Raw genomic sequence first — 26,641 nt, forward strand, 5'->3', positions numbered from 1 at the left:
GTGGGACGGCCGCCGTCGGGCTTTAACGCGGGTGGACTCAGGCGGCGCCCAAGGGAACCACCACGACAGGAGCGGAGGTGGGCTCCTTGGATCCGCCCGCGGGCTCAACCGTGATGGCTACCGATGAGGCCGATGACAATCCCTTCACAACGGCAGGCTTTGAAAGGCTTTCGGCATCCATGGTGCCCTGCGAAACCGGCGCGGAACCATCCTTCGGCAGGGTCCACAACTGATAGACCTTGCCACTCGGGGCAGGAGACACACCGTTCATGAGCACCACGAACGAGTCCTTTGCCGAGGAAGCGGAGATCGTGGCGGTGCCGCCTCCGGGAACGTCCGCGGTCTTCTTCTGGACGTCCTGTGCCTGCAGGACCTGGTTGATGGGATCGTTCTGTGCAGAAACATAGGCGCCGACGCCGACGCCTGCCACCGCGATCGCGGCCGCGGCGGCAGCGCCGATGATCCATGCCCGCGCTCCTGCCATCCCGCGACGTTCCTTACGCTTGAGCCGCGCACTGGCGAGATCGGCGACGGCCGCACCTCCGGACGGCTCTCCGGCGGACGGAGCAACAGGCTCCGCAGAGGACGGCATTGCGGTTGAGGACTGCGCGATCTTGTCCATGATGGAGTCGAACAAGGCAGCGGGGGGCTCTTCCTCCGGTGCAAAGCTGACGGCCAGCGTTTCGTGTGCCTGGCGAACCCTCTCCCGGAACTCCGGACCCTCGGGTGCGTCCCTGACGTAATCGTCGATCAGGACACGCTCTTCCTCGGTCAAGGCGTCCAAGGCGTAAATTTCGGCAAGTTCGAGGACCCGGCCCTCGGCAAGGTCGGTTGCGATGTCGTTCGCGAACATTTTGCGGATAAATCCTCCACCGGTGTTCTCACTCATCTCAGCCCACCCCCAAGCACGTCTTGAGGCGCAGGAGGCCGTCCCGGATCCGCGACTTGATGGTGGGCACGGCTGCGCCGAGCCGTTCGGCAACCTCGCGGTAGGTGAGGCCGCCGTAGTAGGCCAGTCGGACAGACTCCTGCTGGGTTTCGGTCAACGTTCCCAAGCAGCGGCCCACGGCCTCGGCTTCGAGGTTGGTTCCGGCTTCTTCGGCTACCACGTCGCGGTCGGGATCCTGGCTGGAAGCGCCGTAACGCGCTTCCCTGTCCGTGGCTGCCTGCACGGCACGGACGCGGTCGATGGCCCGGCGGTGTGCAATGGTCATCAACCAAGCCAACGGTGTTCCTGCGCCGCGGTCGAACTTCGCGGCGCCTTGCCAGACCTGCATGAAGACTTCCTGGGTTGCGTCTTCGCTCAGTTCGGGATCGATCAGCACCCGCCTCGCCATGCCGAAAACCCGCCTGGAGGTCAGCCGGTAAAATTCCGCGAAGGCTTGCTGGTCTCCGGCAGCGATCAGCTCAAGGAGGCCTGACAACTGCGAGTTCAGGTCGGTTGCGGGCCCAGCGGCCTCGAAGACCGGGGGGCCGGGGGTGTTGGGGGTGTCCATTACTGTCCAGCATATGTGGTCGGCTTTGAAAGCGGCAGGACGGCCCTCCGGCGTGGTGGGCGAAGTCGTGCGGTTGACCACCACAGCCACCTGTCTCTCCAACAGACTCACTTGGGCTCCTCATCCGCAATCCTTGGCCGGAATTCTCCTGCACCCGTTATTCGGCGCGGCGGCCCGCATGGATGGGTCAGATTTTGGCCCCGGCGAAGCCGTTCTGGCGCCATGCCTCGAAGACCGCGATGGAGGCTGCGTTGGCAAGGTTGAGCGAGCGAAGCGAAGGAAGCATCGGAAGCCGCACCCGTGCGGTGACATGCGGATCCTGCTTCAGCCAGGCCGGGAGGCCCACGGACTCAGGCCCGAACATCAGCACATCGCCTTCGCGGTACTCAATGTCCGTGTAGGACGTTTCGCCGTCCGATGTGAAGGCAAAGACCCGGTCTGGCTTAAGGGCGTCCCAGGCGGCGTCGATATCCTTGTGGACCGTGACCACAGCGAGGTCGTGGTAGTCCAAGCCTGCGCGGCGCAGCTTGGCATCGGAAAAGTCGAAGCCGAGTGGCTCCACCAGGTGCAGTTCGGCGCCGGTGATGGCCGCAAGGCGGATGGCATTGCCGGTATTGCCTGGAATTTCTGGGGTGTGGAAGAGGATACGGAACACTGGTCCATCCTATCCAGTCCGGGGCGTGCAATCGGGTGGTGCGGGCTACTGATGCATGCCACGCAACAATCGTGCCAGCACAGGTACCACCACCGTGTTCGGCGCCGGACCGGAACTGAGGAACTGCTTGAGGCCCCGGGCCAGGCCCGCGCCGTTGACCACTTCAATGGCGGACTCCGGGGCTTTCCCATAGTGGTCGATCACTGGCTCGTGCAGGTTGCCGTCAGGGCTGTGCAGGACAACCCACCCCGTAACGTTCAATTCGGGAAAGATGTCCTGCATCTGCCGGACTATGTGGCCAAGCTGCGGCGGCGCGATGGTCCTGCCGCCATGGCGCAATGAATGGCCGTTCCAGGCGTAGGCACCCTTGGGCAGCAGCATGGATCCGACCAGTGCAAGCCGGTATCCGGACAGTACGGCGTGGTCTATGTGGCTGTTATCCGAGGGGGAACGCAGGCCGTTCACCAAGCGTGCTGCCGGAATGGCCGACAGGACCTGCCGCGAAATGAGCTGCACGGTGCGCAGTTCGCGCTGGATCCGGGCCTCCGCGCCAAAGATGCCGCGTTTGCGGGGAATCCCATGGACCTGCAAAGCGGCTTCCGCCTTGGAAATGAGGGGAACGTCATGGGGGTCATCGAACGGTGGCACGTATACGGCGGGGTCGCCGGCGGTGTTGCGCTGCTGCTGGGGGCGCCTGACACCCGCGGCAGTGGCCGGCCCGCGATCGCCGGGACCTGCGTCATGGCCGGGGACGGAGCCTCCGGTTGCCCCGGCCGCATACCGGCGGTCGTATTCCGCGCGGCGCCTCGGATCGATCAGGGTCTCGTAGGCCAAGGTCACCCGACGGAACGCTTCAGCCTCGCCGCCGTGATCGGGGTGGGCCTTCCTCGCGGCCTTGCGGTAGGCCACCTTGATTTCTTTGTCTGTCGCAGTGACGGGCACACGAAGGACTTGATAGTGCGAACTGCTGCCCTCGGCCAAGCACGGGCCCTTCTCTAGGTTCGGTTGTCCGCCCCGGGAGGGCGGTACGTGCCAGTTTATCCAGCCACTCCATGAACGTTGGCAAGGGGCCCGGTGGTTCCCGGCTGGCATAATTCCTGCTGTGAACACTCCGGCCCCGCCCAACAGCCGCAGGCCCGGAAAGCTTGCCCTCGCCATCAACCCGGCTGCTTCATTCGGCCGCCTCCCGAACGCCGGGGACCAGGCCGCCGCCTTTTTCCGCGCCGCCGGTACCGACGTCGTCGTGCTCCAGGACGTCAGCTTTGAAACCCTGCGGAAGCGTGTGAACCAAGCGGTCGATGCTGGCATCGAAGCCCTTGTCGTGGTGGGTGGGGACGGCATGGTCAATCTCGCCGTGAACGCGCTCGCCGGAACCGACGTTCCCCTGGGCATCGTCCCGGCTGGGACCGGCAACGACGTCGCCAGGTCGCTGGGACTGCCCCTCGAAGACATCGCGGCGGCGTGTCGCGTAGTGCTTGACGCGTTGGGCGCGGGTGGTCGCCGGATTGACCTGGCACGGACCACGTCTGCCTCCGGGGTCGCGTATTTTGCCGGGGTGCTTTCCGCAGGCTTTGATGCCGCCGTGAACGAACGGGCCAACTCCTGGCGCTGGCCCCGCGGCAGGAACCGGTACAACCTGGCCATGATCCGGGAACTGGCTTCCTTCCGGCCCATCGACTATGTGGTCACGGCGGACGGCCAGCAGTGGCACCAGCGCGCCATGTTGATGTCCGTTGCCAACGGGCAATCGATCGGAGGTGGCATGAGGATTACTCCTGACGCAGCTGCTGATGACGGCGAACTGGACCTCTTCGTGGTCAAGCCGCTATCCCGATTGGCCTTCCTGGCGGTCTTCCCCAAAGTCTTTACTGGCCGGCACACAGGACATCCGGCGGTAGGGATTCAACGTGCCAAGCGCGTGCGGCTCGAGGCCACCGGGGTCAGCGCCTATGCCGATGGAGAGCGGATTGCGGAGCTGCCTGTCGAGGTTGAGGTGGTTCCGGGAGGATTGCGTGTCCTGGCCTAGCGCGTCGGTAGACTCAGATCGGGCAGGGACGGCGAGTGAGGAGCAATGGTGGTAGAGAACGTTCGACGGCGGCTGCTCGCCTTGGGCGCAGTGGCAACCACCGGTCTGCTGATGGCCGGATGCAGCGTCAACGTACCTGATCCTGCGGCTCCGAAGCCTTCACCGGCAGGGTCCACCCTGTCCACACCCACGATCACCCCTGGCCACGATGCAGCCGCCGTGGCGGCCAAGGACCTTCCCCTCGCCGCTGGCGGAACACTGGTGCCGGGAGAACCGGTCACGTATGCCAGCAGGCTTGAGGAGGTTCCGGGATGGTCGGTGGTCCACGCGGGGCTGCAGGGTGAGAACCGTTACGCGAAAGCCGATGGCTGCGTTGCGCTGGCCAGGATCACGGTCAACCAGGGTCCATTGGTGGTTCCCGGAGACGATGTTGCCTCCACCAAGGCACTGTTCCAGTACCTCGACGCCGGGATCGATCCGGAAAAGCTGAAGGCGGCCACCCTGCGCTGGGGGCAGGACTCAGAAAAACCCCAGCGCTCCGTGGAATTGCTGGCCTTGGAGTCGGCGTCGACCGCCGGAGGAAAACCTGCCTCGGTGATGGCCAGGCTGTTCAGCGGCACCGCGTCCTCTGTGTATGTCTCGATTGCCTGCCCGGATGCGACCGCCCTGGCCAAGGCGAAGGCAGACGTCCAAGCCCAGGTGGTCATCGTTCCGCCGTCCTGACGGCTGCTGGAAGCAGCCCTTCAAATAATCAATGAGATTTGTTTTTAGAGATATCCTGTTCCCATGGGCACGACGGGTCCTTCGTGGAGCAGGAGAATCGCCGCCATCGCGGCGCTGGATGACGGCAACCGCCGGGCACTGTATGCCTACGTCCTGGATGCCGGCGGTGCGGTGGGGCGGGATGAGGCGGCTGAGGCCATGGCCCTTCCCCGCAGCACGGCGTCCTTCCACCTGGACCGCTTGGTGGAGGAAGGTGTGCTGAAGGTCGAGTTCCGGAAGGCCCCGGGCAAAGCCGGGCCCGGCTCGGGCAGGCCCGCGAAGTTTTACCTCGCTGCCATGGACGAAGTCAGCGCATCGATCCCGGAACGTCACTATGACCTGGCCGGGGATGTCCTGGCCTCTGCCGTTTCGGAATCCGTCAACGAAGGGACTCCAGTCAAGGAAGCCCTCTTGGCGGTTGCCCGACGCAAAGGTGGCGAGGCCGGCCGGCAGGATGATTTCCTTGGCGCGTTGACAGACATCGGATACCAGCCCACGGAAGATCAGGGTGGGTACCGTCTCCTGAACTGCCCGTTCCACCGGCTTTCGAGGAACCACCAGGACGTGGTGTGCACCATGAACGGGGCTTTCCTGAAGGGTGCTGCTGCGGCCTCGGGACAGGACCCGGACTGCGTGGTGCCGGATGAAGGTCCGGGCCATTGCTGCGCCCGCATCGCCAAGGCCGAGGCTCCTGCCCGGGCTTGAGGGCGCAGCGTCGGTAGAATTGCAGGGTGCCCGTATACCTTGACCACGCCGCAACCACCAGCATGTCGGCCGAAGCGCTTGCTGTCATGACCCGCGAATTGGCGCGGACCGGCAACCCCTCCTCGCTGCACGGCGCGGGGCGCCGCGCACGCCGAACCGTCGAGGAGGCCCGCGAAACGCTGGCTGCGGCTGCGGGCGCCCACCCATCCGAGGTCATCTTCACCTCGGGCGGCACTGAGGCGGACAACCTTGCCGTCAAGGGCCTCTACTGGGCCCGGCATGACGCGGACCCGCGCCGCCGACGGATCCTGTGTTCCGCCGTCGAGCACCATGCTGTCCTGGACACCGTCGAATGGCTCGAACGCCACGAAGGCGCCGAGGTGGTGTGGCTGCCCGTCGACGGTGAAGGCATCGTCCATGTGGAAGCCGTGGAACATGAGCTGAGCCGGGATCCGGAATCAGTTGCCCTGATTACTGTCATGTGGGCGAACAACGAAGTAGGCAGTGTCCAGCCCGTCGCGGAAATCGTCGGGTTGGCCGCGCCGTATGGGGTTCCGGTGCACAGCGATGCCGTGCAGGCCTTCGGTTCCTTGCCAGTGGATTTCCGTGCGTCCGGGCTGGCAGCAATGTCCGTGTCAGGGCATAAGATCGGCGGCCCTGTGGGTGTTGGCGCGCTCTTCCTTGGACGCGCCGTGACGTTGACCCCGGTCCAACACGGAGGGGGACAGGAGCGGGGCGTCCGGTCCGGAACGCTGGACACACCTGCCATAGCTGCCTTCGCGGCCGCTGCCGCCGGCGCGGTGCGGAACCTTGCCGCGGAGTCTGAGCGGCTGTCCGGCCTTCGCGACCGGTTGATCGCAGGCGTTGGAGAAGTGGTCCCGGAGGCTGTCCTTCGCGGTGCGCGAGGCGAGGGCAGGCTCCCCGGGAATGCCCATTTCACCTTCCCGGGGTGCGAGGGCGATTCCCTGTTGTTCCTTTTGGACCTGGCCGGCGTGGAATCCTCCACGGGCTCCGCATGCACGGCGGGAGTGCCCCGCCCATCCCACGTCCTCCTGGCCATGGGCCTGGAGGAAGATGAGGCGCGGGGTGCGCAGCGCTTCACGCTGGGCCACGCGTCCACCGAAGCGGATGTTGACGCGCTGCTGAAGGCGCTTCCCGAAGCCTGTGCGAGGGCGCGCCAAGCGGGCATGGCGGGGCACGAATCGAGAATCCAGACGGCCGCTACGGAAGCCCGCAACCCGGGTCGCTGAATTGCGCAAACTAGGCGCCAGGCAGGAATTCCTCCAAAGGGATGCCCGGATCGGTCAGACGATGGACATCGACGCGATGCCTGCCGGAAATCAGGGCCTTGATGGGTTTCTGCACCCGCCGCTGGTTGACGCTCATACCGGCCACCACCTGCTGGGCTCCTTGCCCTCCGTCCCTTAGCCAGAAAGCAATGTAGCTTTCGTCCTCAAGGGAGCCCCGGATCACAGGGTCCACGTTGGCGGCAAGTGAGGGAAACCCCGAATATTCCATGCTCAGGCTGAACTGGTCCGTATAGAAATAGGGCACAGCGTCCAGGACGGCGTCCTGCCCCAGCATGGACCGTGCTGCTACCTTCCCACCGTTCAAGGCATTGGCCCAGTGCTCGCTGCGGTGGTGCTCACCAGTGAAGGGGTGCAGCGAATTCGCCACGTCTCCGGCCGCAAAGACATCCGGCGCGCTGCTTCGAAGGAAGGCGTCAACCAGGATGCCATTCCGGAGTTCAAGGCCTCCGGCCTCGGCGAGGGCCGTGTCAGGAACGACGCCGACGGCGATGACGACGATGTCTGCGGGCAAGGAGATGCCTGTGTTGGTGCGGACGGATAAGACGCGGCCGTCCTGGCCCTCGATGGAGGCCGCGCTGGCCGGGAGGTGGAATACGACACCGTGGTCCTCGTGGACTTTTTGGAACCGTGCGCCCAAGTGGGCGCCAATGGCAGCGCTGAGCGGCACGTCCTCGAGCCCAAGCAGGGAGACTTCGTTGCCATAACTCCGCGCTGCGGCCGCCAACTCCATGCCAATCCATCCGGAGCCAACCATGACCACCCGTTGTCCGCCTCCTTGCAGCAATGAGCGCAAGCGGACACTGTCCTGGTACGTCCGGAAAGTCATCACGCCTTCAAGTTCATTGCCCGGCAGCTGGATATGCCGGGGCTGGGCGCCCGTGGCCAACAGGAGCGTGGCGTACTCGATGTCTTTCCCGTCCATGAGCGTTACTGTGTGCCCGGCTACATCGAGCGCCGCTGCCGGGTGGTCCATGAGGAGCTCAACACCGTTGTCCGCGTACCAGTCCCCAGGTGTCACGTCCACGGCGTCGTCCTCCGCCTTCCCGAGGAGGAATTCCTTGGACAGGGGTGGGCGCAGGTAGGGAATCCTGCCTTCAGCGGCCACCAGAGTGACGGGACCTTCGAAGCCTTCGGTGCGCAGGGTCTTGGCCGCAGTGGCTCCGGCGAGCCCGCCGCCCACTATGACCATCCGTTCCGTTGCCATATGCATCGCCTCGTTCTAAAACTGATGAACTTGACTTTAGAAGTGGCGGCGCCCACAGTCAAGGGAATTTAAGGGCACCATGGCGTGTTCGGCTAGAATGGATGGGCGCGCCGTCTGACTGGCGGCGGAAACCCTGAAGCAATCCATGACACACAGAAAGCCAGCATGCGAGTACTTGCAGCAATGAGCGGCGGAGTCGACTCCGCCGTGGCAGCCGCCCGGGCCGTTGAGGCCGGACACGACGTCGTCGGAGTGCATCTGGCGCTGTCCCGCATGCCAGGAACGCTCCGAACCGGTAGCCGTGGCTGCTGCACCATTGAGGACTCCCGGGATGCGTGGCGTGCCTGCGATGTCCTCGGAATCCCTTACTACGTGTGGGACTTCTCTGAGCGCTTCAAGGAAGACGTCGTCCAGGACTTCATTGACGAGTACGCGGCCGGACGAACGCCCAATCCCTGCATGCGCTGCAACGAGCGCATCAAGTTTGCAGCTTTGCTGGAGAAGGCCATCGCCTTGGGCTTTGACGCCGTCTGCACGGGTCATTACGCCAAGGTGATCGAGGACGCGGACGGCAACCGCGAACTTCACCGCGCCGCCGACTGGGCCAAGGACCAGAGCTATGTCCTCGGTGTCCTGACCCACGAACAGCTCAAGCACTCCATGTTCCCGCTGGCGGACACCCCCTCCAAGGCCGAAGTCCGCGCGGAAGCGGAGCGTCGCGGCCTGTCGGTTGCCAACAAGCCGGACAGCCACGATATTTGCTTCATTTCCGACGGCGACACCCGGGGCTGGTTGGCCGAGAAGATCGAGATGACCACCGGCGACATCGTCGATGAGACTGGCACGAAGGTAGGCGAACACCCCGGCGCGAACGCCTTCACGGTTGGCCAGCGTCGCGGGCTCAAGCTCGGGCGCCCCGCCGCCGATGGCAAGCCCCGCTTCGTGTTGGAAATCCGACCCAAGGAAAACAAGGTGGTGGTGGGTCCGGAGGCGTTGCTCGCCATCGACGAAATCCGCGGCATCAAGGTTTCGTGGGCGGGCCTGCCCATTGCGGAAGTGTCCACGGGCGCCGATTTCGATTGCTACGCCCAGGTGCGGGCACATGGCGACCCCGTTCCCGCCACTGCCCGGGTTGAGAAAGTGGTGGACGGGGACGGCGCAGAGCGGGCTGGGCTGGTAGTCACCTTGGAGGATTCCCTCAGGGGCGTCGCCCCCGGGCAGACCGTGGTCCTGTACCAAGGCAGCAGGGTGCTCGGCCAGGCGACCATTGACGCGGCCCGGTCGCTGCAGAGGGCAGCCCTCTAGATCATTGCCTCGGTAGGGCAGGACCCGCATACTGGCCTAAGCAGCTGAACCGCTGCGGTGTTGTGGGGTCCGCATTCGGGACGGCGATGACTGTGGCATTTCCAAAGAAGAGCCCGGGAGACATCAAGGCCGGGCAGATGGTCTCGGTGATTGTTCTGGCCGAAGGGCCCCTTGGGACCGACGGCGGACCACCGTTGACCGCGCAGGTCCGTATTCCGGTGGAGCGGCTCCGGCGCGGCCCTACCGGCCACCGTTATGCGGTGCACATCAGGAAGTGGCGGGGTACCACTGTGTCTCCAGTGACCCTGACCAGCCACGGCGATCCGTGGCAGCTTGTTTCCGAACCGCCGCCGGCCGGACTCCGGGCGTTGTTGGACGACACCAGGTTCCTGGCGCAACATGTCTACGGCGTGGCCATGAGCACGCTGGACGTCTTCGAATCCACCTTGGGACGCCGCATGCCCTGGAATCCCGAGGGCCGGGTTGTCCTCAAGGCCAGGGACCTTGTGACTGCGACGGACACCGGCTACGAGCGCGGCACCAATATCATCCGCTTCGGATCAGTGGACCGCATGGGGTACAAGGTTCCCACGGCATTGTTCCGGGACATCGTGGCCCACGAAGTCACCCACGCCATCCTGGACGGATTCCGGCCGGCCTGGGCGGACCAGCTCGCCACCATCGAACAACTTGCCCTCCACGAAGCACTCGCGGATCTGGTGGCCATACTGCAGGTGTTTTCCTCCTGGGAAGTGGTGTACCGGCAACTGGAAGCAGCGGCCGGCGGGTTTGAAGCAGGGCAGGTGGTGGACGACGCCGTGCTGCAGCGCTCGCTGTTCGACTTCGCCCGGGACCTCTTCGCCCGCGGTCCGTTGCGGGAACCCTTCGTGGGGGCGGTTCCCGAGGACTGGCAGGAGTTGGAGGAGCCGCACGCGCGCGGGGCCGTGGTGGTGGGCGCGGTCCTTCGTGCTGTCCACAAGCTCTGGTCCGAACGGAACGCCCGATTCGGCGACAACCAAAGCCTGCAGCAGAAAGCCGAATCGGGATCCATCGTGGCAACCCGGGTCCTGCGCATGGTGATCCGTGGCCTGTCGTACATGCCACCGGTGGACGTTGGCTGGCGCGACCTCCTGCGCGGAATCATAGCCGCGGACCTGGACATGGTCCCGGAAGATCCGCACGGGTACCGGGAGACGCTGCAGGCCGAGTTCTCGGCGATCGGCGTTCGAAGGGTGTCCCTGAACAACATCAGCGGAGTGGACAACTACCAGGGCCTGCGATATCCGATCCGGCTTTCGGCCCTTGGCTCTGATCCGCAGGAAGTCCAGCGGTTCGTGTGGGAGAACCCGCGGCTGCTCGATGCCGCGCGGCTGGAACGCCGGACGCCTTTGAGCTCAACGCGGGTGCGGACCTCCGAACGGGTTTCGCCGGACGGTTTCATCATCTCCGAGATCGGTGCCTCCTTCATCCAGACAGTGCGGATGAGCCGGCGGGAGGCTTATGTTCGCCTGGGGTTGAAGACGCGCCGGGATTACGTGGACATCCGTGGTGGCGGCCTCTTGAGGTTCGACGCCGGTGGGAGGCTCGTTTACGCCGCCCTCAAACCTGTGATGGATCGGGACAGGCAAACGCTCCAATTCCGATCCGATGTGCAACGGGACGCCGAGGAAGCCGCATCGTCGGGAGTGCGGAACAAGTTCCACGGCACGGGGGACTGAGCCCCGAGCCGGGACGGGCCGCCGTCAGCTGCCCCACGCGGCCTTGCGTGCCGCCGTCGTCCCTTCCAACTGGGCGACTTGATCGAAGTTGCCGGCCTTGAGGCCCTTGCTGACGAGCTTGAGGATCTCTGCGCGGCCAAGCATGGCGTCGCTCCTCAGGGATTTGACGAAGTGGTAGGTGAAGGCGCCGTTGTAACGCCCGTCGATCAAGGCATCGGCGGCAGTCTGGTCCGAACGGCAGGCCGCCATCAGTACGGGTTTGGACAGCTTGGCTGACTTGACCATGTCCCGCAACGTGCGCGAATCGTTGAACTCAGTGGCGATGACGGCCCGGGGCGTGGGCGCCGGGAGGAAGCGGGGTCGGCGTCCAGGAACCAGGTCCAGCGATTTCAACCCGGTGCCGCTGTGGCAGGTATCAAGGACAACATCCATGCGGATGCCGTCGGGCAGGCTGGCGAACACGTCCGCCAATTCGTCATCGGCGATGACGGTGGCAGGATCCCACGCGTCCCCCGTGTTGTTGATGTCGTAGCAGGCAAAAGCCTCGTCCAGCCGATCGGCCTCATCGCCGTTGGTGTCCGGAATCTGGGTTCCGTGGCTGGAGAAGGTGAAGACCAGATGGTCTGCCTTTCCGGTCGTGGCCGCCTCAACAAGTTTGCTGAGTCCTGCCATGACCGCTTTCTTGGTGGCTTTGGCGTCTCTGAGCACGGTGATGTCAGACGCTGCGAAACCGTACTTCTCAGCCAGGAGCGTGGACAGGTCTTCTGCGTCGTTGACGCAGCCCTGGAGCCAGCTGGATTGAGGCAGGAACTTGAATTTGTTGATCCCTACGCAAAGGGCTGACTTGCTCATGTGGCTGTCCTTCGGACTCGGTGCTGCATTCCCCATCGTGGCGGCCCCGCAAACCACCGCCCGGATACTGTCCACGTGGCCCATTGATGCCATGGCACAGCGCTTGCCAACTCGACACTAAAGATATTCCGGGGCAGGGGCGCGGGCAATGGGCTATAACGATCGGAGGAAGCTACTAGTTGGTAAATTTTGTGTCTCGAATCCCCGTATCGGGGGTTCCGCACCGTCGAAGTCTGATTGAATCGTGGAATCAAATGTGTGCGCCGTCACAAATATCCGACGGCGGCGCGCCGAATCCATCGAACAGAAGGTTCACCAGATGGCACTGAAGAAGAAGGCCCTGCACGGCGTTATCGCGCTCGCGGGCGTTTCCGCACTGGCGTTGACGGCATGCACCGGGCCCTCGGGCGGCGGGAGCTCCTCCGCGCCGGCTGCTGCCGGACCCGTCGCCTACGGCACCACCGACAAAGTCACTGCCCTTGACCCCGCGGGGTCCTACGACAACGGTTCATTCATGGTGATGAACCAGATCTACTCCTTCCTGCTGAATTCCAAGCCGGGCGGGGCCGAGCCGGTGCCGGACCTGGCGGAATCGTCGTCGTTCACGGCACCCACCGAGTACACCGTCAAGCTCAAGCCAAACCTGAAGTGGGCCAACGGGCACACCCTCGACTCAAAGGACGTAAAGTTCTCCTTCGATCGCCAAGTGGCCATCAACGATCCCGCAGGTCCCGCATCGCTGCTGACGAACATCGAGAGCGTGACGGCGCCGGATGCCACCACCGTCGTGTTCAAGCTCAAGCAGGCCAACGACCAGACGTTCTCCCAGATCCTCAGCAGCCCCGCTGCGCCGATCGTTGACGACGAAGTCTTCCCGGCGGACAAGCTCCTTTCGGACGACGACATCATCAAGGCCAAGGCGTTCTACGGCCAGTACACCATTGACAGCTACAAGAAGAACGAGCTGGTCAGCTTCAAGGCGTTCCCTGACTACCAGGGCGTCCTTGGCAAGCCGGCCAATGACGAAGCGACCATCAAGTACTACGCGAGCACTACCAATCTGAAGCTGGACATCCAGCAGGGCAACATCGACGTCGCCTTCCGCAGCCTTACCGCGACCGACGTCGACGACCTCAAGAAGGATTCCAAGGTCAAGGTCCTCACTGGCCCGGGCGGCGAGATCCGCTACATCACGTTCAACTTCGACACAATGCCGTTCGGAACGAAGGCGGCCGGGGCTGACCCCGCGAAGGCCACGGCAGTACGCCAGGCCATCGCCAACCTCGTGGACCGGCAGGCGATTGCGGACCAGGTCTACAAGGGCACATACCTGCCGTTGTACTCGAACGTTCCGAATGGCTTCCTCGGCGCCAACGAGTCGTTCAAGGACGCCTATGGCGACAACGGCAAGCCAAGCCTGGACAAGGCCAAAAAGGTCCTCACCGACGCGGGAATCACGGACAAGGTTGCGTTGAACCTGCAGTACAACCCGGACCACTACGGCAGCTCCTCCGGCGACGAGTACGCCATGATCAAGGAGCAACTTGAGAAGTCCGGTCTCTTCACGGTCAACCTGCAGTCCACCGAGTGGGTCACCTACAGCAAGGCCAGCCGCGCCGACGAATACCCGCTGTTCCAGTTCGGCTGGTTCCCGGACTTCAGCGACGCGGACAACTACCTGACCCCGTTCTTCCCCGAGGGCGGCTTCCTCAAGAACCACTACAACAACGCCACCGTCAACGAGCTCATCAGCAAGCAGCTGACCGAGTCGGACAAATCCAAGCGTGAAAAGGACATCCAGGATGTCCAGAACGCCCTGGCCAAGGATATTTCCACCCTGCCTCTGCTCCAGGGCGCGCAGGTGGCCATCGCAGGAAGCGGCGTGAACGGCGTCGACAAGACGCTGGATGCTTCCTTCAAGTTCCGTCTCGGAACCATTTCCAAGTAACCACTCCTCCAAGACCAAAGAGGGCGGGACACCCATCAGGTGTCCCGCCTCCTTTGCTGACTCTTCGTCGTCAGTACGCACGAGCCAGTCCCGCGCAATCCACGGGCAGGAAACACAGGTAACACATGACAACTCTCATAGATGTGCCCGACGCCGAACCCGGCATCGTCGCTCCGAAAAGCAAAACCAAGTCCGGGGGAGGGCTTGGGAGATACATCGTGGTCAGGTTCTTCCTGATCATCCCCACGGTCTTCATCCTGGTGACCTTGGTCTTCTTCCTGATGCGGGTCATCGGTGACCCGATCACCGCAGCCCAAGGCGGGCGGTTGCCCCCCGATGTCCTGGCGCAGCGGATCCACGACGCCGGCTACGACAGGCCGGTGCTTGTCCAGTACTTCGAATACCTGGGCCAATTGCTCACCGGTAATTTCGGAACCACCATCACAGACCGCCGTCCCGTCGTCGAGGTGCTTTTCACCTTTGGCGCGGCAACGCTGGAACTGAGCATCAACGCACTGATCGTGGCGCTCGCGGTGGGCATCCCGCTGGGCCTCGTTGCCGCCCAGCATCGTGACAAGGCCTCCGATGCTTTCCTGAGGCTCTTTGCGATTCTCTGTTATGCAACACCCGTGTTCTTCTCGGGACTCCTGTTGAAGCTGACCTTTTCCGTGTGGCTCGGGTGGTTCCCCGTAGCGGGGCGCGCGTCCACGCGCACTGAATTGACCATGAGCAACCTGGCGGCGCCGTCGGGAATTTACTGGCTGGACGCACTGCGCAGCGGCAACTTCACGGCCTTTGGTGACGTTGCCTCCCATGCTGTGCTCCCTGCCGTCGCCCTTGGCCTGCTCACTGCCGGGGTCTTTCTTCGATTGGTGCGGACCAATGTCATTGGCACACTGGGCAAGGACTACGTCGAGGCGGGCCGTTCCCGCGGTGTCAGCGAGTTCCGCCTGGTCACCAAGCACGCCTACAAGCCCGCACTCATCCCCATCATCACTGTCATGGGACTCCAGATCGCCCTCATGCTGGGCGGTGCCATCCTGACGGAGACGACGTTCGAATGGAAAGGGCTGGGGTACCAACTGGTGCAGTACTTGAACGCGCGCGACTTCGTGGCCGTCCAGGGCATCGTGGTTCTCCTGGCCGTCATCGTCGCGGTCACCAACTTCATCGTGGACATCATTGCCGCGCTCATCGACCCCCGAGTGAGGTACTGACCATGGCTACTCCCGAACTGGCTGCACCCAAGCAGCCTCTTTTCTCCCGGCTTCCCGTGGTGTCGCACCTTAGGAAAAGCGTGGGCCTCCAACGGGGCATGCTCGTCACCGGGGTGATCCTGAGTGGGCTGTTCGTGCTGACGAGCATCTTTGCGCCGCTGTTGGCACCCTATGGGTACTCCCAACTCAGCGATGCCTCGGGTTCGTTCCCGACGCAGCAGGCACCCAGCGCCAAGCACCTCCTGGGCACCACCGTAGGCGGCTACGACGTCCTTTCGCGGGTCCTCTGGGGCTCGCAAACGGCCGTGACCGTGATTGTGGTATCCGTGGCCATGTCCCTGTTCCTTGGCGTTGCCCTTGGCCTGCTCAGCGGCTACTTCGGAGGCTGGCTTGACCGAATCCTCGTAGTGGTGGCCGACGCCATTTATGCCTTCCCCACCTTGCTGCTGGCCATCGTCATCTCGATCGTTATCAGCCGGGGGCAATCCAGCTTCTGGGGCGGCATCTTCTCGTGTGCGTTTTCCATCACGGTGGTGTTCGTACCGCAGTATTTCCGGGTGATCCGCGCGGAAACCATCCGCCTCAAGGCCGAGCCTTTTGTGGAATCGGCCAAGGTCCTGGGTGCTTCCAGCATCCGCATCATTGGGCGCCACATCTTCAAGAACGCCACCAGGACGTTGCCGCTCATGTTCACCCTCAACGCCTCCGAAGCGATCCTCACGCTGGCCGGCCTGGGCTTCCTCGGGTTCGGCATTGAGCCCACGTCCGCCGCCGAGTGGGGGTTCGACTTGAACAAGGCGCTGGCCGATACATCCTCCGGCATCTGGTGGACCGGCGTCTTCCCCGGCATAGCCATAGTCCTCACTGTCCTGGGCCTGACCCTGGTTGGAGAGAGCATCAATGACCTCAACGATCCGCGGATCCGGGGTCGCAAACGCGCCGGGGGAACAGCTCCGGCGCCGGTAGAAGCAGGTAAGCCATGACCACCAACCTCGGAAACATTACGGACCAGGGCGGCGCCACGGAGCCGGTCCTTGCGATCGAGCAACTGCAAGTCACCTTCGCCACCGATGCCGGGGACGTCCACGCGGTGAAGGATGTCAGCCTCGACGTGAAGGCCGGCGAGGTAGTGGCCATCGTGGGGGAGTCCGGATCAGGCAAGACCGTCACGGCCAAGACCATTCTTGGCCTGCTGCCCGAGACCGCCATCAGTTCCGGCACCGTGGTGATCAAGGGCAACAACGTGATCAGTCTCGGGAAGCCGGCCCTGCGGAAGATCCGGGGCCGGGACGTTGCCATGGTTTTCCAGGAACCGTCGACGGCCCTGAATCCCGTCTTTACGGTGGGATGGCAGATTGCCGAGGGCATCCGCGCCCACGCCAAGGACGGGCATCGCGTTTCCGCCAAGGAAGCCAAGGCGCGCGCCACCGAGGCCCTCCGGAAGGTGGGTATCCCGGATCCGGAAACGCGGGTGGACTACTACCCGCACCAGTTTTCCGGCGGCCAGAAGCAGCGCGTCGTTATCGCCGCCGCCTTGGCGTTGAATCCGGGGCTCATTGTGGCGGACGAGCCAACCACCGCTTTGGACGTCACGGTGCAGGCCGAAATCCTCCAGCTCCTGCGGGAGCTGCGGGACAACTACGGAACGTCGATCGTGCTGATCACCCACAACATGGGCGTGGTGGCGGACCTGGCGGACCGTGTGGTGGTGATGTACCAGGGCGATGTGGTGGAGGAGGCCCCATCACGGGTGCTGTTCGCTGAACCCCGCGAGGAGTACACCCGGAAGCTGCTCGCCGCCGTTCCCCACTTGGGCCGCAACTCGGCGTCCGAAGGTGCCCGGGCCCGCCTCCACCAGGACGGAAAAGTGCTGGTGGAAGCCAGGAACCTCACCATTGAATACCCGGGCCGTTTTGGCCGCCACGGTTTCAAGGCCGTGGACGACGTGAGCTTCACGGTGTCCGAAAACGAGGTCTTCGGCCTGGTGGGTGAATCGGGGTCCGGCAAATCCACCATTGGCCGCGCGATCGCCGGTTTGACCAGGGCGACCGGTGGCAGCTTGAAGGTACTCGGGTACGAGATGCTGGACTTCAAGGAGCGGACGTTCCGTCCGCTGCGCAAGGACATCGGCTTCGTGTTCCAGGATCCGGCAGCGTCCTTCAACCCGCACCTCACCATCGGTGAGTGCGTCGCTGAACCGCTCCTCATCCATACCAAGCCGAGCGCAGCACAGGCGAGGAAACGGGTAGGCGAGCTGCTCGAGTCAGTCCAGTTGCCGGCGTCGTACGCGCAACGCTACCCGCACGAGCTGTCCGGCGGGCAGCGGCAGCGCGCTTCCCTGGCGAGGTCGCTGGCATTGAGCCCCCGGCTCCTGATTGCCGACGAACCGACTTCCGCGCTTGACGTTTCGGTACAAGCCAAAGTCCTGGACCTCTTCAAGGACATCCAGGAAGAGTACGGTTTCGCGGCCCTCTTCATCAGCCACGACCTCGCCGTGGTGGACATGCTCTCACATTGGGTCGGCGTGTTGTACAAAGGCCAGCTTGTGGAGCAAGGGATCGGCAACCACGTCATGGGCGCGCCGCAGCACGACTACACCAAGCGGTTGATCGCCTCGCTGCCGGTACCGGACCCGGAGGAGCAGGCACGACGGCGGGAGGCGCACCGGGCGCTGCTGGGCGGCTGACGCTACTCGGACACAATTCCGATGTTGAACATCTTCCCTTGTGGCTGCTGCATGAAGATGCGCAGCCACAGGGGAAGCCACATTTCCATCCCCCGGGCGGCGTCCAGTCCACCAAGGTCGCGGATGTGTTCCCGGGGCCAACCAAAGGCCTGCAGCAAGGCGGAAACTGTGGCCTTGGCCCCGGCGTCGTTGCCGGCCATGAAGATGTGGTGCGCTCCGGGCAGGCGCCCGGGCTCCACCATGACTGGCGCGCTGACCGTATTCAGGGACTTGACCACGCGAACGCCGGGATAGGTGCGTTGGATGGTTTCGGCGATGCTGTCCGTATTGCACACCGTCAGCGTCGGCGGGAAGCCGCTGGAGTTGTCCAGGCCGTTGGATACGTCCAGGAGGACCTTGCCGTCCAGGTTCGCTTCGCCGGCCTCGGCAAGCGCCGCAAGACTCACCGCTCCGGGGGTGGCATTGACAACCAATTCGGCGCCTGCCGCGGCCTGAGAGAAGGATCCTGCGTGCCCGAGGCCTCCGGCATCCTCCGCCCAGGCGAGGCCTTTGGGATTCCCCGGTTCACGGGAACCCATGGTGACCTCGTGGCCCAAGGACACCAACTTTCCGGCGAGGGCGTGCCCCACCATTCCCGTTCCCAAAACGGCGATCTTCATGGGAGCTCCTTTGCCGATCCGCAGGTGATGGAGCCCATTGTGCACCCGATTGCGTGGCGGCAACACTGCCCTTCCTGGTGTCCCGAGGAAGCTTCGCCGGGAGGTAACAACAACGGAGCCACCAGCCGCACACCATAGACTGGGAGGCATGACCGAGCAGAGCAACGCCCTTCCCGATGACACCGAATCCTTCGACCCGGCAGCGAGTTCCCTGTCCGGCCAGGTGGACCGGGGAATCATGGAGGAATTGCTGTCCATCCGGTCCAGCATCGACAACATCGATGCCACGTTGGTGTTCCTCCTCGCCGAGCGGTTCAAGGCCACCCAGAAAGTGGGCATCCTCAAGGCCACCCACAAGCTTCCTGCCGGGGACCCGGGCCGGGAGGCGGCGCAGATCGCACGGTTGCGGCGCCTCGCCGAGGACGCCCACCTGGATCCGGCCTTTGCCGAGAAATTCCTGAACTTCATCATCAGTGAAGTCATCCGGCACCATGAGGCGATCGCCGAGAACCACCAGATCTCCAGCCAGCAGGCCTAGGCGTGGCGGAAACGCACCCTCTGCGGGCCAGTGCCACGGCTCTTGGCCCGTGGCCGGGAAGTGACCCTGCGGAAGCCCTCCGAATCATCCGTGGGGAGTTGGGCGAGCCGCACCTTCCCTTCCTCCCTGAACTGCCCGGCCGCGGTGTCGGTTCCGACGCCATAGGTCGGACCGGCAGCCTGTTGGTCGATTTGGCCATCGACGTCCAACCGCATGGCTGGCGGCTCGTGGACAGGCCCGGAAAGGACCACCTGCGGGCCCGATCGGCCCTGGCCTCCGACATCAACGTCCTGGCCGACGTCGCAGGAACAGAAGAGGTTTCGGCCACGGAAGTTAAGGTCCAATTGGTGGGACCGCTCACCCTGGCTTCGGAACTGTACCTGCACAGTGGCGAGCGGGCGCTCCTCGACTACGGCGCGCGTCGTGACATTGCCGGGTCCTTGGCTGCCGGGGTGGCCGATCACGTACAGAAGATCCGCGCAGCGGCCCCCGGGGCCGGCATTGTGGTCCAACTGGATGAACCTGCCATTGCTGCAGTGATGGGCGGAACCATCCCGACGGCGAGCGGTTACCGGACCTTGCGGTCGATCGCCGGTGACGAAGTCAGCTCAGCATGGCGGCTGGTGCTCGACGCACTTAAGGAGGCCGGCGTCGTCGAAACCGTTATTTCGGTACCGGAGATCGAAGCGCCGATCGAACGCATCCTGTCAGCGGGAGCAGACGGTGTCGCCGTCCCCCTGAAAGCCTTGACCACACGCCAGTGGGAGCACTTGGCCGCAGCCGTGGAATCCGGCAAGCGGGTGTGGGCGGGCGCCCTGCCTACCGACGGCCCGTCTTTGCCGCGGACAGCGGACATCGTGGAACGCCTCTGGCGGCCTTGGCGGCAGGTGGGCCTGCCGGCATCGGCGCTGTCCGGGCTGCGGGTAACCCCGGCGACGGGCCTGGCACACCTGAAACCTGCTGAGGCCAAGAGAGTGCTGACCAAGCTGACACACGTCGCGGACGGACTGGACCAGCTGGCCCAGGGCTAGATCCGTTCTTCCCACCGGTCAGGCTCGGCGTAGCGGGGCAAGGCCGTTCCCGGCGCGCTCCCCGGGAGGTAGGGGACCAGCCGGTAGTCGAAGCGGCCGGCGTACACGAGGACCAAACCAACCTGCGGCTGGATCACCTTGACCTGGATCCGATGCTTGCCTTCGGCTTCGTCCCACCATTGCTCGGCATAGGCGCGCGCGTCGAGGGCGGCCGGCAGGGGAATGCGAAGCGGACCCAGGAAGAGCCGGCTGGCCTTCGACACGCCACGCAGCCTTCCTTCCGGAGTGACACTGACCTCCAGGTCTGTGACGAGGCGCCGGTAGCGGCCCAGGTGGTCCACGAGCCTGTCCGGCTGACCCGTCGGACCCGCGATGGCGCTGGTTGTGTCGTGGAACAGCCGGGTACCGGAAGGGAAATGGATCTCGCGTCGCGCAGTCAGCGCCGGCCGGCCAAAAGGGTCCACGTGGGCATGGTTTTCGATTCGGAAGGGAATGCCTTCTCCGTATTCGGGAAAGAAGGCCTCTTCGTTGCCCGTCAGGGCAAGCAAGGGTCGGAGCCATTTCTGCCGGCAGCCCACCACATCAAACACTCCTTGTCCGATCCCGTAGGTGCCGGAGCCTGCAGCGAGGGAAAAGTAGTCGCGGACTTCCGGCTGCAGGCGGTCAAAGTCGCCGCGCAGAGCCAGTTGGTAGATGGCATCGCCCATGGCGTGGAGTCCTTCCTAGAGGCGTCCGGCAGCTTTGAGCCGGATGTAGGTGTCTGCGAGGTGGGGAGGCAGGTCTTGTGGATCCGCGTCCACCACTTCTGCCCCCAGCTGCCGGAGCTGTGCCGTGACGGCTGCCCGTTCCAGCAGGGACCGTTCGGCGGCCGCCGAACGGAAAACCTGGCTCGCTGTCGAACGTTCTTCCTTCATCGTGGCAAGCACGGGGTCACGGACCGACGCCACAATCACCACGTGCTGGGTAGCCAGCTGGGCAACCAAGGGGAGCAGGCCCTCTTCGGGGGCCCCGCCGTCGAGCGCGGTCAACAGGACCACCAGCGAGCGGTGGGCCGAAACGGCCCGAACCTGGCCAGGAATCTGCTGCCAGTCGAGTTCGATCAGTTCCGCATCCAGCGGCGCCATGGCCTGAACAAGTTGTCCCAGGAGGTTTCCCTTCGACGCCGATTCCACCCGTGCGCGGAGCCGCCTGTCGTAGGCGAGGAAGTCCACGCGGTCCCCGCCGCGTTCAGCGAGGACCGCCAAGAGCAGGGAAGCCTCGATGCCCGTGTCCAACCGCGTCTCGTCCTCGATCCGCGCGGCGGCCGTCCGGGACGTATCCAGGACAATCACCACGCGGCGGTCCCGCTCCGGCCGCCAGGTGCGGACAACAACGGAGCTGCGCCGGGCCGTGGCGCGCCAGTCGATGGAACGGACATCGTCCCCGCGGACATAGTCCCGGAGGGAGTCGAACTCGGTGCCGGCACCGCGGATCTGCACAGCCGCCCTGCCATCGAGCTCACGGAGCTTCCGCAGCTTGGAGGGCAGGTGCCGTTTGGAATGGAACGGCGGAAGGACCCGGAGGTGGCCGGGCAGCGGCCGGGTCCGCTGGCGGGCGGCGAGCCTCAGTGGCCCATGGGAGCGGACGGTCACGTGCGGTGCAGCGAGTTCGCCCCGCCGCCGGGGGACCAGCGTGACGGTCATCCGTCGTCGTTCGCCCGCCGGAACCACCAGGTTCTGGACGGCGTTGACAGCGCCGGCGGAGGGTTGCCATGCATCACGGACCAGCGCGCGGAGCTTTCGGCGACCTGGGTTGGTGATAACCACCACGGACTCCACGTGGTTCTCCAGGGTGACGTTCGCCGGTTGGATACGCTCGAGCGTGGTTTTGGCGGGGGAAGCTGCCAAGGCCACGTCAACAACGACGAGCAGGAGCAGGGCTGCGATGACCACCAGCACCGTTGACCAGGCCGGGAACAGCACAAGGGGGGCCAACGCAGCGAAGGCAAGAAGGACGAAGCGACCCGTTACGGCCATTCGGCACTCCTTGGTGGCACCACAGCGGGCTTGCGCCGGGCCGGAAGCCGGATCACCGCGGAACCGGAACGGAAGCCAGGATGCTGCCCAGGACGTCGTCCACGTTGATTCCGTCCATCTGGGCCTCGGGGCGCAGGCCCACACGGTGCCGGAGGCATGGGAGGGACAGTGCCTTGACGTCGTCCGGAGTCACGAACGAACGCCCGGACAACCAGGCCCACGCTTTTGAGGTGTTGAGCAAAGCGGTGGCCCCGCGAGGGGAAACGCCGAGCTGGAACGAGGGGGCAGACCGCGTTGCCCGGACAACATCCACGATGTAGGCAAGGACTTCCGGTGCAGCGGAAACCTGGGCCACAGCGTGGCGTGCCTGCGAGAGTTCAGCGGCGCCGGCAACAGGCCGCACGCCCGCGGCGGCGAGGTTCCGGGGATCGAAACCTGCGGCGTGGCGGCGAATCACCTCGATCTCTTCGGCCCTGCCAGGCAAAGGCATGGTGAGCTTCAGGAGGAAACGGTCCAGTTGGGCCTCGGGCAACGGATACGTGCCCTCGTACTCCACAGGGTTCTGGGTTGCTGCCACAATGAAGGGTTCAGGAAGGGGCCGCGACACACCGTCAACGGAGACCTGCCGCTCCTCCATCGCTTCCAGCAGCGAGGCCTGGGTCTTGGGCGGCGTCCGGTTGATCTCATCAGCCAGCAGGATATTGGTAAAGACAGGACCTTCCCGGAAAGAGAATTCCGAGGAATGGGCGTCATAGACCAAGGAACCTGTGACGTCGCCAGGCATGAGGTCCGGGGTGAACTGCACACGCTTGGTATCCAGGCTCAAGGCGGTGGACAATGCCCGCACCAGCAGCGTCTTCGCTACACCCGGGACTCCTTCAAGGAGGACATGGCCGCCACACAACAGGGCGATGAGCATTCCCGTCACCGTGGGATCCTGGCCCACCACGGCCTTGCCTACCTCGTTCCTGACGTTCAGGAGCGACTGCCGGGCCGGGTCTCCGGCGCCACTGGCCGCTGCGTGGCCACCGTGATGATTGGCGGACGCGGCATCCCTTCCAGTGTGGCCGGCTTCCGGCGCCGCAGTGCCGGAGTATCGCTCGGCGCTTTCCGTGTAGCTGCCTGGCTGGTTGCTCATTGGGCTGTCGCCTCCCGTTCGATTCGTTCCATGTGTTGTGCCCATTGCACAAGGTGTCCTTCAGTTTGGGGCTCTGCGTCGAGCAAGGTGAAACGAAGCTCCGGAACGGGTCTTCCGAAGCGTCGCTCCAGAGCCTCAACGACGGCTTCGGGTGTGGCTTCGGCACCGAGGTTGAAGTGCCTGGCCAACCTCCACAGTGTCCCGGCCCGGATATTGTCCGCGGCCCGCTGCACGGCCCGGGAGTCCTGGTAGAGCCGCGCCCGGCCTTCCGCGGTTTCAGCCGCTTTCACCACCACGGGCAGCGGCTCGTGGACCAGGGGCCCCAGCCGGCGTCCCCGCCAAGCGATGGCCAGTACCGCCACGAGGGCAAGCCAGGGACCCCCGACTGCCAGCCATGGCGGCGCCAAATCATTGAGGGTGGGGGTGGAAGCGTCGGCTTCCAGGTCGGCGACGCCAGGCAGGTACCAGACAACGTGACCAGTGGTGCCCAGCGTGCGGAGTGAGAGCGCGGCGTGGCCCTCCTCGGCGAGGTGTGCGTTGTTCAGCAGGTCCTTGCTTCCGAGCACCACCACCTTGCCCGTGGCGGAGGCTGCGTAGAGTCCGGGGCCCCCGGCCTTGGTGGTGTAGCACGTGACCGGGCCCGTGTAGAAAGTGCCCTTGGCGGCAACGTTGCCGGCCGCTGTGGCATCGGCCTGCCTGCAGGAGGGAGCCAGCACGCCGCTCGAATCGGGAACCACGCCGCTGGCCTGGATCTGGGCATCGAGACCGCGCACGGACCCCAGCCGTGGTGACACCGCAACCACCTTGGCGGCGTCTGAGTCCCGCAACTCCGTGAGCTGTTCCCGGCCCAGGAAACCCCGGGGGTCGTAGACCAGCACAGTGGACTCCGGGTTGTCCTCAACGGCGTCCAACGTTGTGGCAAGGGAGTCGGTGCTGGTGACGCGAACTCCGTGCTGGCCCAGGAGTTCGGCCAGGGCCATGGCGCCTTCCGGTCCAGGGTTGTTGGCCGACAAAGGCCGCGAGTCCGCTGTGGGCGCTTGACGCTGCACCACGAGGAACGTCACCAGCGCGGCAAAAAGGACAGCGAGCGCCACCCACTTCGCGTTCTTCCGCAACCACTTGCCTGGGATGGTGCCGGACCTCCCGGTGGTGGGGACTTTCGGCGACGGTGCGTTGGCGGACGTCTCGGTGAGCGTCATCGCGGCACAGCCAATCCACTGCCGGCAGGCCCAGCGTAGGTGGGGGACATGCCCTGCATGTCCGCGTCCAGTTGCCGAAGGGCCTCGAAGTCCTGCTCCCGCGCCGCTTGGTCGCCATACAGGACTGCGTCAAAAACGCTTGCGGCGTCGGCCAGGCGATGGCGGATGGCTGCGAATGCCCCGCCCAGGTGGGCGGCAGCTTCATCGGCAGTCCTGCCTGCCCGCGACTCGAGGACGTCGCGTTCTTCCGCCGAGCGCACCAGGGCGCGGAATTGATCGACGACGGCGGCCCGCCAGTTGCCGTCCCTTGCGGCAGTTGCGGCGCGTTGCCTGTACGCGGACGAGCCAACGACCGGCTCATTGCCGAACACCCCGGAAGCGGGCGCCTTGCGGTGTGCGTTCAAGCGTGGACGGACCAACATAACGGCCACCACAATGAGCACCACGGCCAGGGTGATGATGAGGGGGACGGCCACACCATTCCCACCCGGGGTGCCGTCGCCTCCCAGGGAGTTGAGCCAGTCAAGGAAGTCGCGCCATGCTTGGTCCAGCCAGCTGGGACGCGCTTCTGCATACTTGCTCTTGCTGAGCTCTTCTGCAGCCCATCGCCGGGCTTCGTCCCGGTCCGGCGCCACGGGCGGTTCTTGCGTGACGGCCAGCGTCAGAAGTCCGGTCATACCGGAGGCCGTGGCCCATAGGGGGCATCCGGCGCCGGTGAACCGGGAACCGGCCACGAACCACTGTGTGGGGGCCACTGCGTACCGGCATGACGGGCCAGCGGCTCACCCGGTACGCCGTCAGGGTCCGCGCCAGTCTCCATCAAGCGCATCAGTTCCACATCGAGGCCCTCGCGCCGCATCCGGAGATCCACATAGATCAGCGCGGTGACCGACGTCTGGAAGGCGAAGGTCACCGATCCGACAAGGACCGCGATGATGGTGGAAATGATGGTGGCCACCAGGAAACCCGAACTCGTGGAGGAAGCATCCGGGTGTGGGGAGAACACCGTTCCAACGCCTTCGGTTGCCAGGTTCACCGGGATCTGGACCACGTTGCCAATGACACCAACCATGATGGCCACCACAAGGGTGATGCCGAAGATGCGCCACCAACTGTTCTTGGTCAATTGCCATGACCGGAGCAGGCCGTCATAGACGCCCACCCGTTCCACCACGATGGCGGCAGGAGCGAACATCAGCTTCAAGCCAATCCAGACGAACAGGACCAGTGCGCCGATCCACAGCGGGATAACCAAGGCGATTCCTGCAGGTCCCATGGCCATCACCAGGAGCACGGCTACTCCCACCACTGCGGCAACAGCCAAGAGGCCCACAAAGGTAAGAAGTGCCGCCACGCCTAGCAGCGGCCAGATGCGCCGCGCCGCAAGTTTCCACATCTGACGGAAGCCGGTCCGCCGGTTCAACACCGAGCGCAGGACCGGCACGGCGAAGACGCCTTGCAATACCGAGCCGAGGAGGGCGGCGAGGATGGCAACGCCAATAATGGCTGCAATGAAGCCGATGACCGGGCCCAGGAAATCATCGAGGTCTGCGCGCCGGTTCACGGATTGCAGGGACTCCATGGCCGGCAGCACTGCCACGGTCAGGACGCCGGTAAGGATCCCGCTGGCTGCCTGCACAATCAGGGCCGAGCCCACCATCGACGCGGCATTCCGGCGGATGGTTTGGAAGGCACCGTCAAGGAACTCGCCGAACTGCAGGGGCCTCAGGGGAATGACTCCGGGTTTGGGCGGAGCGACGTACAGTGGCTGACCGTATGGCTGGCCAGGGTGCTGACCGTATGGCTGGCCGTGCTGTGGACCGTACGGCGGGGTCTGTCCGCCGGGCATTCCATTGGGTGCCTGGCCCTGCCAGGGACCGTGCCCGGGAGGCATCGGCCACTGCGGTTGACCGCCCCATTGCGGTTGGCTTCCCCACCCCGCCTGCCCGCCCGCCTGCGGCGGCTGGCCATGCTCTGGTTGTGTCACGAGTTCCTCCCCATGAGGCCCCGACCGCCGACCATCGACGTCCCCCAAACGGACCTGGAACCCAGCCTATAATCCCTTTGCCATCACTCCTAGCATTCGCATGATTCCCCGCCGGCACGAGGTCTTCCGGCCAGTGCAGTACGGTGGAAGTGCTCCTGGGGGTCGCCATGCCGTGCGCCCCCGCCAACAG

The 26,641-nt window shown here is 64.7% G+C and carries 25 protein-coding genes; 12 read left to right on the plus strand and 13 right to left on the minus strand.

What is annotated here, in order from left to right:
- Positions 1–37: 37 nt before the first annotated feature.
- From ACIPY3_RS02765 to ACIPY3_RS02780, 4 genes are all read right to left on the minus strand, one after another.
- Positions 38–889, minus strand: coding sequence for an anti-sigma factor domain-containing protein (locus ACIPY3_RS02765; RefSeq protein WP_400329791.1), 852 nt, complete (start codon positions 887–889; stop codon positions 38–40).
- Position 890: 1 nt separating this feature from the next.
- The gene (gene sigK / locus ACIPY3_RS02770) at positions 891–1,496 is read right to left on the minus strand and encodes an ECF RNA polymerase sigma factor SigK (protein WP_400329794.1); all 606 of its coding nucleotides are present in this window, start codon (positions 1,494–1,496) and stop codon (positions 891–893) included.
- A gap of 187 nt (positions 1,497–1,683) precedes the next feature.
- Entirely contained in the window at positions 1,684–2,151 is a 468-nt protein-coding gene (locus tag ACIPY3_RS02775) for a tRNA (cytidine(34)-2'-O)-methyltransferase (RefSeq protein ID WP_400329798.1), read from the minus strand.
- Between the two features lie 45 nt (positions 2,152–2,196).
- Complete coding sequence (locus tag ACIPY3_RS02780) at positions 2,197–3,132, minus strand: J domain-containing protein (RefSeq protein ID WP_400329801.1); 936 nt, start codon at positions 3,130–3,132, stop codon at positions 2,197–2,199.
- Positions 3,133–3,253: 121 nt separating this feature from the next.
- Between ACIPY3_RS02780 and ACIPY3_RS02785 the strand changes: the two genes are divergently transcribed.
- The 4 genes from ACIPY3_RS02785 (at position 3,254) to ACIPY3_RS02800 (ending at position 6,894) form a co-directional block, all read left to right on the plus strand.
- On the plus strand, positions 3,254–4,177 hold the full coding sequence (locus ACIPY3_RS02785; protein ID WP_400329804.1) for a diacylglycerol/lipid kinase family protein: 924 nt from the start codon (positions 3,254–3,256) through the stop codon (positions 4,175–4,177).
- Between the two features lie 45 nt (positions 4,178–4,222).
- Positions 4,223–4,900 carry a hypothetical protein gene (locus ACIPY3_RS02790; RefSeq protein ID WP_400329807.1) on the plus strand — a complete coding sequence of 226 codons (678 nt, stop codon included), beginning with the start codon at positions 4,223–4,225 and terminating at the stop codon, positions 4,898–4,900.
- 63 nt (positions 4,901–4,963) lie between these two features.
- Positions 4,964–5,644, plus strand: a complete 681-nt coding sequence (locus ACIPY3_RS02795) for a helix-turn-helix transcriptional regulator (RefSeq protein ID WP_400329810.1) — start codon at positions 4,964–4,966, stop codon at positions 5,642–5,644.
- Between the two features lie 26 nt (positions 5,645–5,670).
- On the plus strand, positions 5,671–6,894 hold the full coding sequence (locus tag ACIPY3_RS02800; RefSeq protein ID WP_400329812.1) for a cysteine desulfurase family protein: 1,224 nt from the start codon (positions 5,671–5,673) through the stop codon (positions 6,892–6,894).
- Between the two features lie 10 nt (positions 6,895–6,904).
- Here the strand turns inward: ACIPY3_RS02800 and ACIPY3_RS02805 are convergent, their stop codons facing one another.
- Positions 6,905–8,158, minus strand: coding sequence for an NAD(P)/FAD-dependent oxidoreductase (locus ACIPY3_RS02805; RefSeq protein ID WP_400330599.1), 1,254 nt, complete (start codon positions 8,156–8,158; stop codon positions 6,905–6,907).
- A gap of 165 nt (positions 8,159–8,323) precedes the next feature.
- Here ACIPY3_RS02805 and mnmA point away from each other — a divergent pair, with 165 nt between their 5' ends.
- Together mnmA and ACIPY3_RS02815 are read left to right on the plus strand one after the other, a co-directional pair.
- Entirely contained in the window at positions 8,324–9,463 is a 1,140-nt protein-coding gene (gene mnmA, locus ACIPY3_RS02810; RefSeq protein ID WP_400329815.1) for a tRNA 2-thiouridine(34) synthase MnmA, read from the plus strand.
- Positions 9,464–9,555: 92 nt separating this feature from the next.
- On the plus strand, positions 9,556–11,181 hold the full coding sequence (locus ACIPY3_RS02815; RefSeq protein WP_400329817.1) for a hypothetical protein: 1,626 nt from the start codon (positions 9,556–9,558) through the stop codon (positions 11,179–11,181).
- Positions 11,182–11,205: 24 nt separating this feature from the next.
- Here ACIPY3_RS02815 and ACIPY3_RS02820 read toward each other — a convergent pair whose 3' ends face one another.
- Positions 11,206–12,033, minus strand: a complete 828-nt coding sequence (locus tag ACIPY3_RS02820) for a caspase domain-containing protein (RefSeq protein WP_400329819.1) — start codon at positions 12,031–12,033, stop codon at positions 11,206–11,208.
- A 319-nt stretch (positions 12,034–12,352) separates the two neighbouring features.
- Here ACIPY3_RS02820 and ACIPY3_RS02825 point away from each other — a divergent pair, with 319 nt between their 5' ends.
- The 4 genes from ACIPY3_RS02825 to ACIPY3_RS02840 all read left to right on the plus strand — a co-directional run bounded on the left by ACIPY3_RS02825 (position 12,353) and on the right by ACIPY3_RS02840 (position 17,884).
- Positions 12,353–13,981 (plus strand): ABC transporter substrate-binding protein, encoded by a 1,629-nt coding sequence (locus ACIPY3_RS02825; protein WP_400329822.1) that lies wholly within the window; start codon positions 12,353–12,355, stop codon positions 13,979–13,981.
- Between the two features lie 125 nt (positions 13,982–14,106).
- Positions 14,107–15,198: an ABC transporter permease gene (locus tag ACIPY3_RS02830; protein WP_400329824.1), complete on the plus strand. Its 1,092-nt coding sequence runs from the start codon at positions 14,107–14,109 to the stop codon at positions 15,196–15,198.
- Positions 15,199–15,200: 2 nt separating this feature from the next.
- Complete coding sequence (locus ACIPY3_RS02835; RefSeq protein ID WP_400329827.1) at positions 15,201–16,181, plus strand: ABC transporter permease; 981 nt, start codon at positions 15,201–15,203, stop codon at positions 16,179–16,181.
- The gene (locus ACIPY3_RS02840) at positions 16,178–17,884 is read left to right on the plus strand and encodes an ABC transporter ATP-binding protein (RefSeq protein ID WP_400329830.1); all 1,707 of its coding nucleotides are present in this window, start codon (positions 16,178–16,180) and stop codon (positions 17,882–17,884) included. Before ACIPY3_RS02835 ends, ACIPY3_RS02840 begins: the two co-directional genes overlap by 4 nt.
- Positions 17,885–17,886: 2 nt before the next feature.
- Here the strand turns inward: ACIPY3_RS02840 and ACIPY3_RS02845 are convergent, their stop codons facing one another.
- Complete coding sequence (locus ACIPY3_RS02845) at positions 17,887–18,543, minus strand: NADPH-dependent F420 reductase (RefSeq protein ID WP_400329833.1); 657 nt, start codon at positions 18,541–18,543, stop codon at positions 17,887–17,889.
- A 148-nt stretch (positions 18,544–18,691) separates the two neighbouring features.
- Here ACIPY3_RS02845 and ACIPY3_RS02850 point away from each other — a divergent pair, with 148 nt between their 5' ends.
- A complete protein-coding gene (locus tag ACIPY3_RS02850) occupies positions 18,692–19,081 on the plus strand; it encodes a chorismate mutase (protein ID WP_400329835.1) in 390 nt (129 codons plus the stop codon).
- A 2-nt stretch (positions 19,082–19,083) separates the two neighbouring features.
- The gene (locus ACIPY3_RS02855) at positions 19,084–20,112 is read left to right on the plus strand and encodes a hypothetical protein (protein ID WP_400329837.1); all 1,029 of its coding nucleotides are present in this window, start codon (positions 19,084–19,086) and stop codon (positions 20,110–20,112) included.
- Here ACIPY3_RS02855 and ACIPY3_RS02860 read toward each other — a convergent pair.
- Genes ACIPY3_RS02860 through ACIPY3_RS02885 form a run of 6 tightly spaced genes read right to left on the minus strand, consistent with a single transcriptional unit; the run spans position 20,109 to position 26,451 of the window.
- The gene (locus ACIPY3_RS02860; RefSeq protein WP_400329839.1) at positions 20,109–20,819 is read right to left on the minus strand and encodes a DUF4166 domain-containing protein; all 711 of its coding nucleotides are present in this window, start codon (positions 20,817–20,819) and stop codon (positions 20,109–20,111) included. The two genes, ACIPY3_RS02855 and ACIPY3_RS02860, sit on opposite strands and share 4 nt — an antisense overlap.
- Before the next feature lie 15 nt (positions 20,820–20,834).
- Positions 20,835–22,127: a DUF58 domain-containing protein gene (locus ACIPY3_RS02865; protein WP_400329842.1), complete on the minus strand. Its 1,293-nt coding sequence runs from the start codon at positions 22,125–22,127 to the stop codon at positions 20,835–20,837.
- Between the two features lie 52 nt (positions 22,128–22,179).
- A complete protein-coding gene (locus ACIPY3_RS02870) occupies positions 22,180–23,265 on the minus strand; it encodes an AAA family ATPase (RefSeq protein WP_400329845.1) in 1,086 nt (361 codons plus the stop codon).
- Complete coding sequence (locus ACIPY3_RS02875) at positions 23,262–24,464, minus strand: DUF4350 domain-containing protein (RefSeq protein ID WP_400329847.1); 1,203 nt, start codon at positions 24,462–24,464, stop codon at positions 23,262–23,264. The genes ACIPY3_RS02870 and ACIPY3_RS02875 overlap by 4 nt, the downstream gene beginning before the upstream one ends.
- Positions 24,461–25,141 carry a DUF4129 domain-containing protein gene (locus ACIPY3_RS02880; protein WP_400329849.1) on the minus strand — a complete coding sequence of 227 codons (681 nt, stop codon included), beginning with the start codon at positions 25,139–25,141 and terminating at the stop codon, positions 24,461–24,463. Before ACIPY3_RS02880 ends, ACIPY3_RS02875 begins: the two co-directional genes overlap by 4 nt.
- Positions 25,138–26,451 (minus strand): glycerophosphoryl diester phosphodiesterase membrane domain-containing protein, encoded by a 1,314-nt coding sequence (locus tag ACIPY3_RS02885; protein WP_400329852.1) that lies wholly within the window; start codon positions 26,449–26,451, stop codon positions 25,138–25,140. The genes ACIPY3_RS02880 and ACIPY3_RS02885 overlap by 4 nt, the downstream gene beginning before the upstream one ends.
- Between the last annotated feature and the right edge of the window lie 190 nt (positions 26,452–26,641).

Source organism: Paenarthrobacter sp. NPDC089714, from assembly GCF_044748905.1.
Lineage (GTDB): Bacteria > Actinomycetota > Actinomycetes > Actinomycetales > Micrococcaceae > Arthrobacter.

What these genes read in the sequence shown, in the direction of transcription:
- ACIPY3_RS02765 (WP_400329791.1), bottom strand. Translation starts at nt 889, where the DNA reads ATGAGTGAGAACACCGGTGGAGGATTTATCCGCAAAATGTTCGCGAAC.
- sigK (WP_400329794.1), bottom strand. Translation starts at nt 1,496, where the DNA reads ATGGACACCCCCAACACCCCCGGCCCCCCGGTCTTCGAGGCCGCTGGG.
- ACIPY3_RS02790 (WP_400329807.1), top strand. Translation starts at nt 4,223, where the DNA reads ATGGTGGTAGAGAACGTTCGACGGCGGCTGCTCGCCTTGGGCGCAGTG.
- ACIPY3_RS02795 (WP_400329810.1), top strand. Translation starts at nt 4,964, where the DNA reads ATGGGCACGACGGGTCCTTCGTGGAGCAGGAGAATCGCCGCCATCGCG.
- ACIPY3_RS02805 (WP_400330599.1), bottom strand. Translation starts at nt 8,158, where the DNA reads ATGGCAACGGAACGGATGGTCATAGTGGGCGGCGGGCTCGCCGGAGCC.
- mnmA (WP_400329815.1), top strand. Translation starts at nt 8,324, where the DNA reads ATGCGAGTACTTGCAGCAATGAGCGGCGGAGTCGACTCCGCCGTGGCA.
- ACIPY3_RS02820 (WP_400329819.1), bottom strand. Translation starts at nt 12,033, where the DNA reads ATGAGCAAGTCAGCCCTTTGCGTAGGGATCAACAAATTCAAGTTCCTG.
- ACIPY3_RS02825 (WP_400329822.1), top strand. Translation starts at nt 12,353, where the DNA reads ATGGCACTGAAGAAGAAGGCCCTGCACGGCGTTATCGCGCTCGCGGGC.
- ACIPY3_RS02830 (WP_400329824.1), top strand. Translation starts at nt 14,107, where the DNA reads ATGACAACTCTCATAGATGTGCCCGACGCCGAACCCGGCATCGTCGCT.
- ACIPY3_RS02835 (WP_400329827.1), top strand. Translation starts at nt 15,201, where the DNA reads ATGGCTACTCCCGAACTGGCTGCACCCAAGCAGCCTCTTTTCTCCCGG.
- ACIPY3_RS02840 (WP_400329830.1), top strand. Translation starts at nt 16,178, where the DNA reads ATGACCACCAACCTCGGAAACATTACGGACCAGGGCGGCGCCACGGAG.
- ACIPY3_RS02845 (WP_400329833.1), bottom strand. Translation starts at nt 18,543, where the DNA reads ATGAAGATCGCCGTTTTGGGAACGGGAATGGTGGGGCACGCCCTCGCC.
- ACIPY3_RS02850 (WP_400329835.1), top strand. Translation starts at nt 18,692, where the DNA reads ATGACCGAGCAGAGCAACGCCCTTCCCGATGACACCGAATCCTTCGAC.
- ACIPY3_RS02860 (WP_400329839.1), bottom strand. Translation starts at nt 20,819, where the DNA reads ATGGGCGATGCCATCTACCAACTGGCTCTGCGCGGCGACTTTGACCGC.
- ACIPY3_RS02865 (WP_400329842.1), bottom strand. Translation starts at nt 22,127, where the DNA reads ATGGCCGTAACGGGTCGCTTCGTCCTTCTTGCCTTCGCTGCGTTGGCC.
- ACIPY3_RS02870 (WP_400329845.1), bottom strand. Translation starts at nt 23,265, where the DNA reads ATGAGCAACCAGCCAGGCAGCTACACGGAAAGCGCCGAGCGATACTCC.
- ACIPY3_RS02875 (WP_400329847.1), bottom strand. Translation starts at nt 24,464, where the DNA reads ATGACGCTCACCGAGACGTCCGCCAACGCACCGTCGCCGAAAGTCCCC.
- ACIPY3_RS02880 (WP_400329849.1), bottom strand. Translation starts at nt 25,141, where the DNA reads ATGACCGGACTTCTGACGCTGGCCGTCACGCAAGAACCGCCCGTGGCG.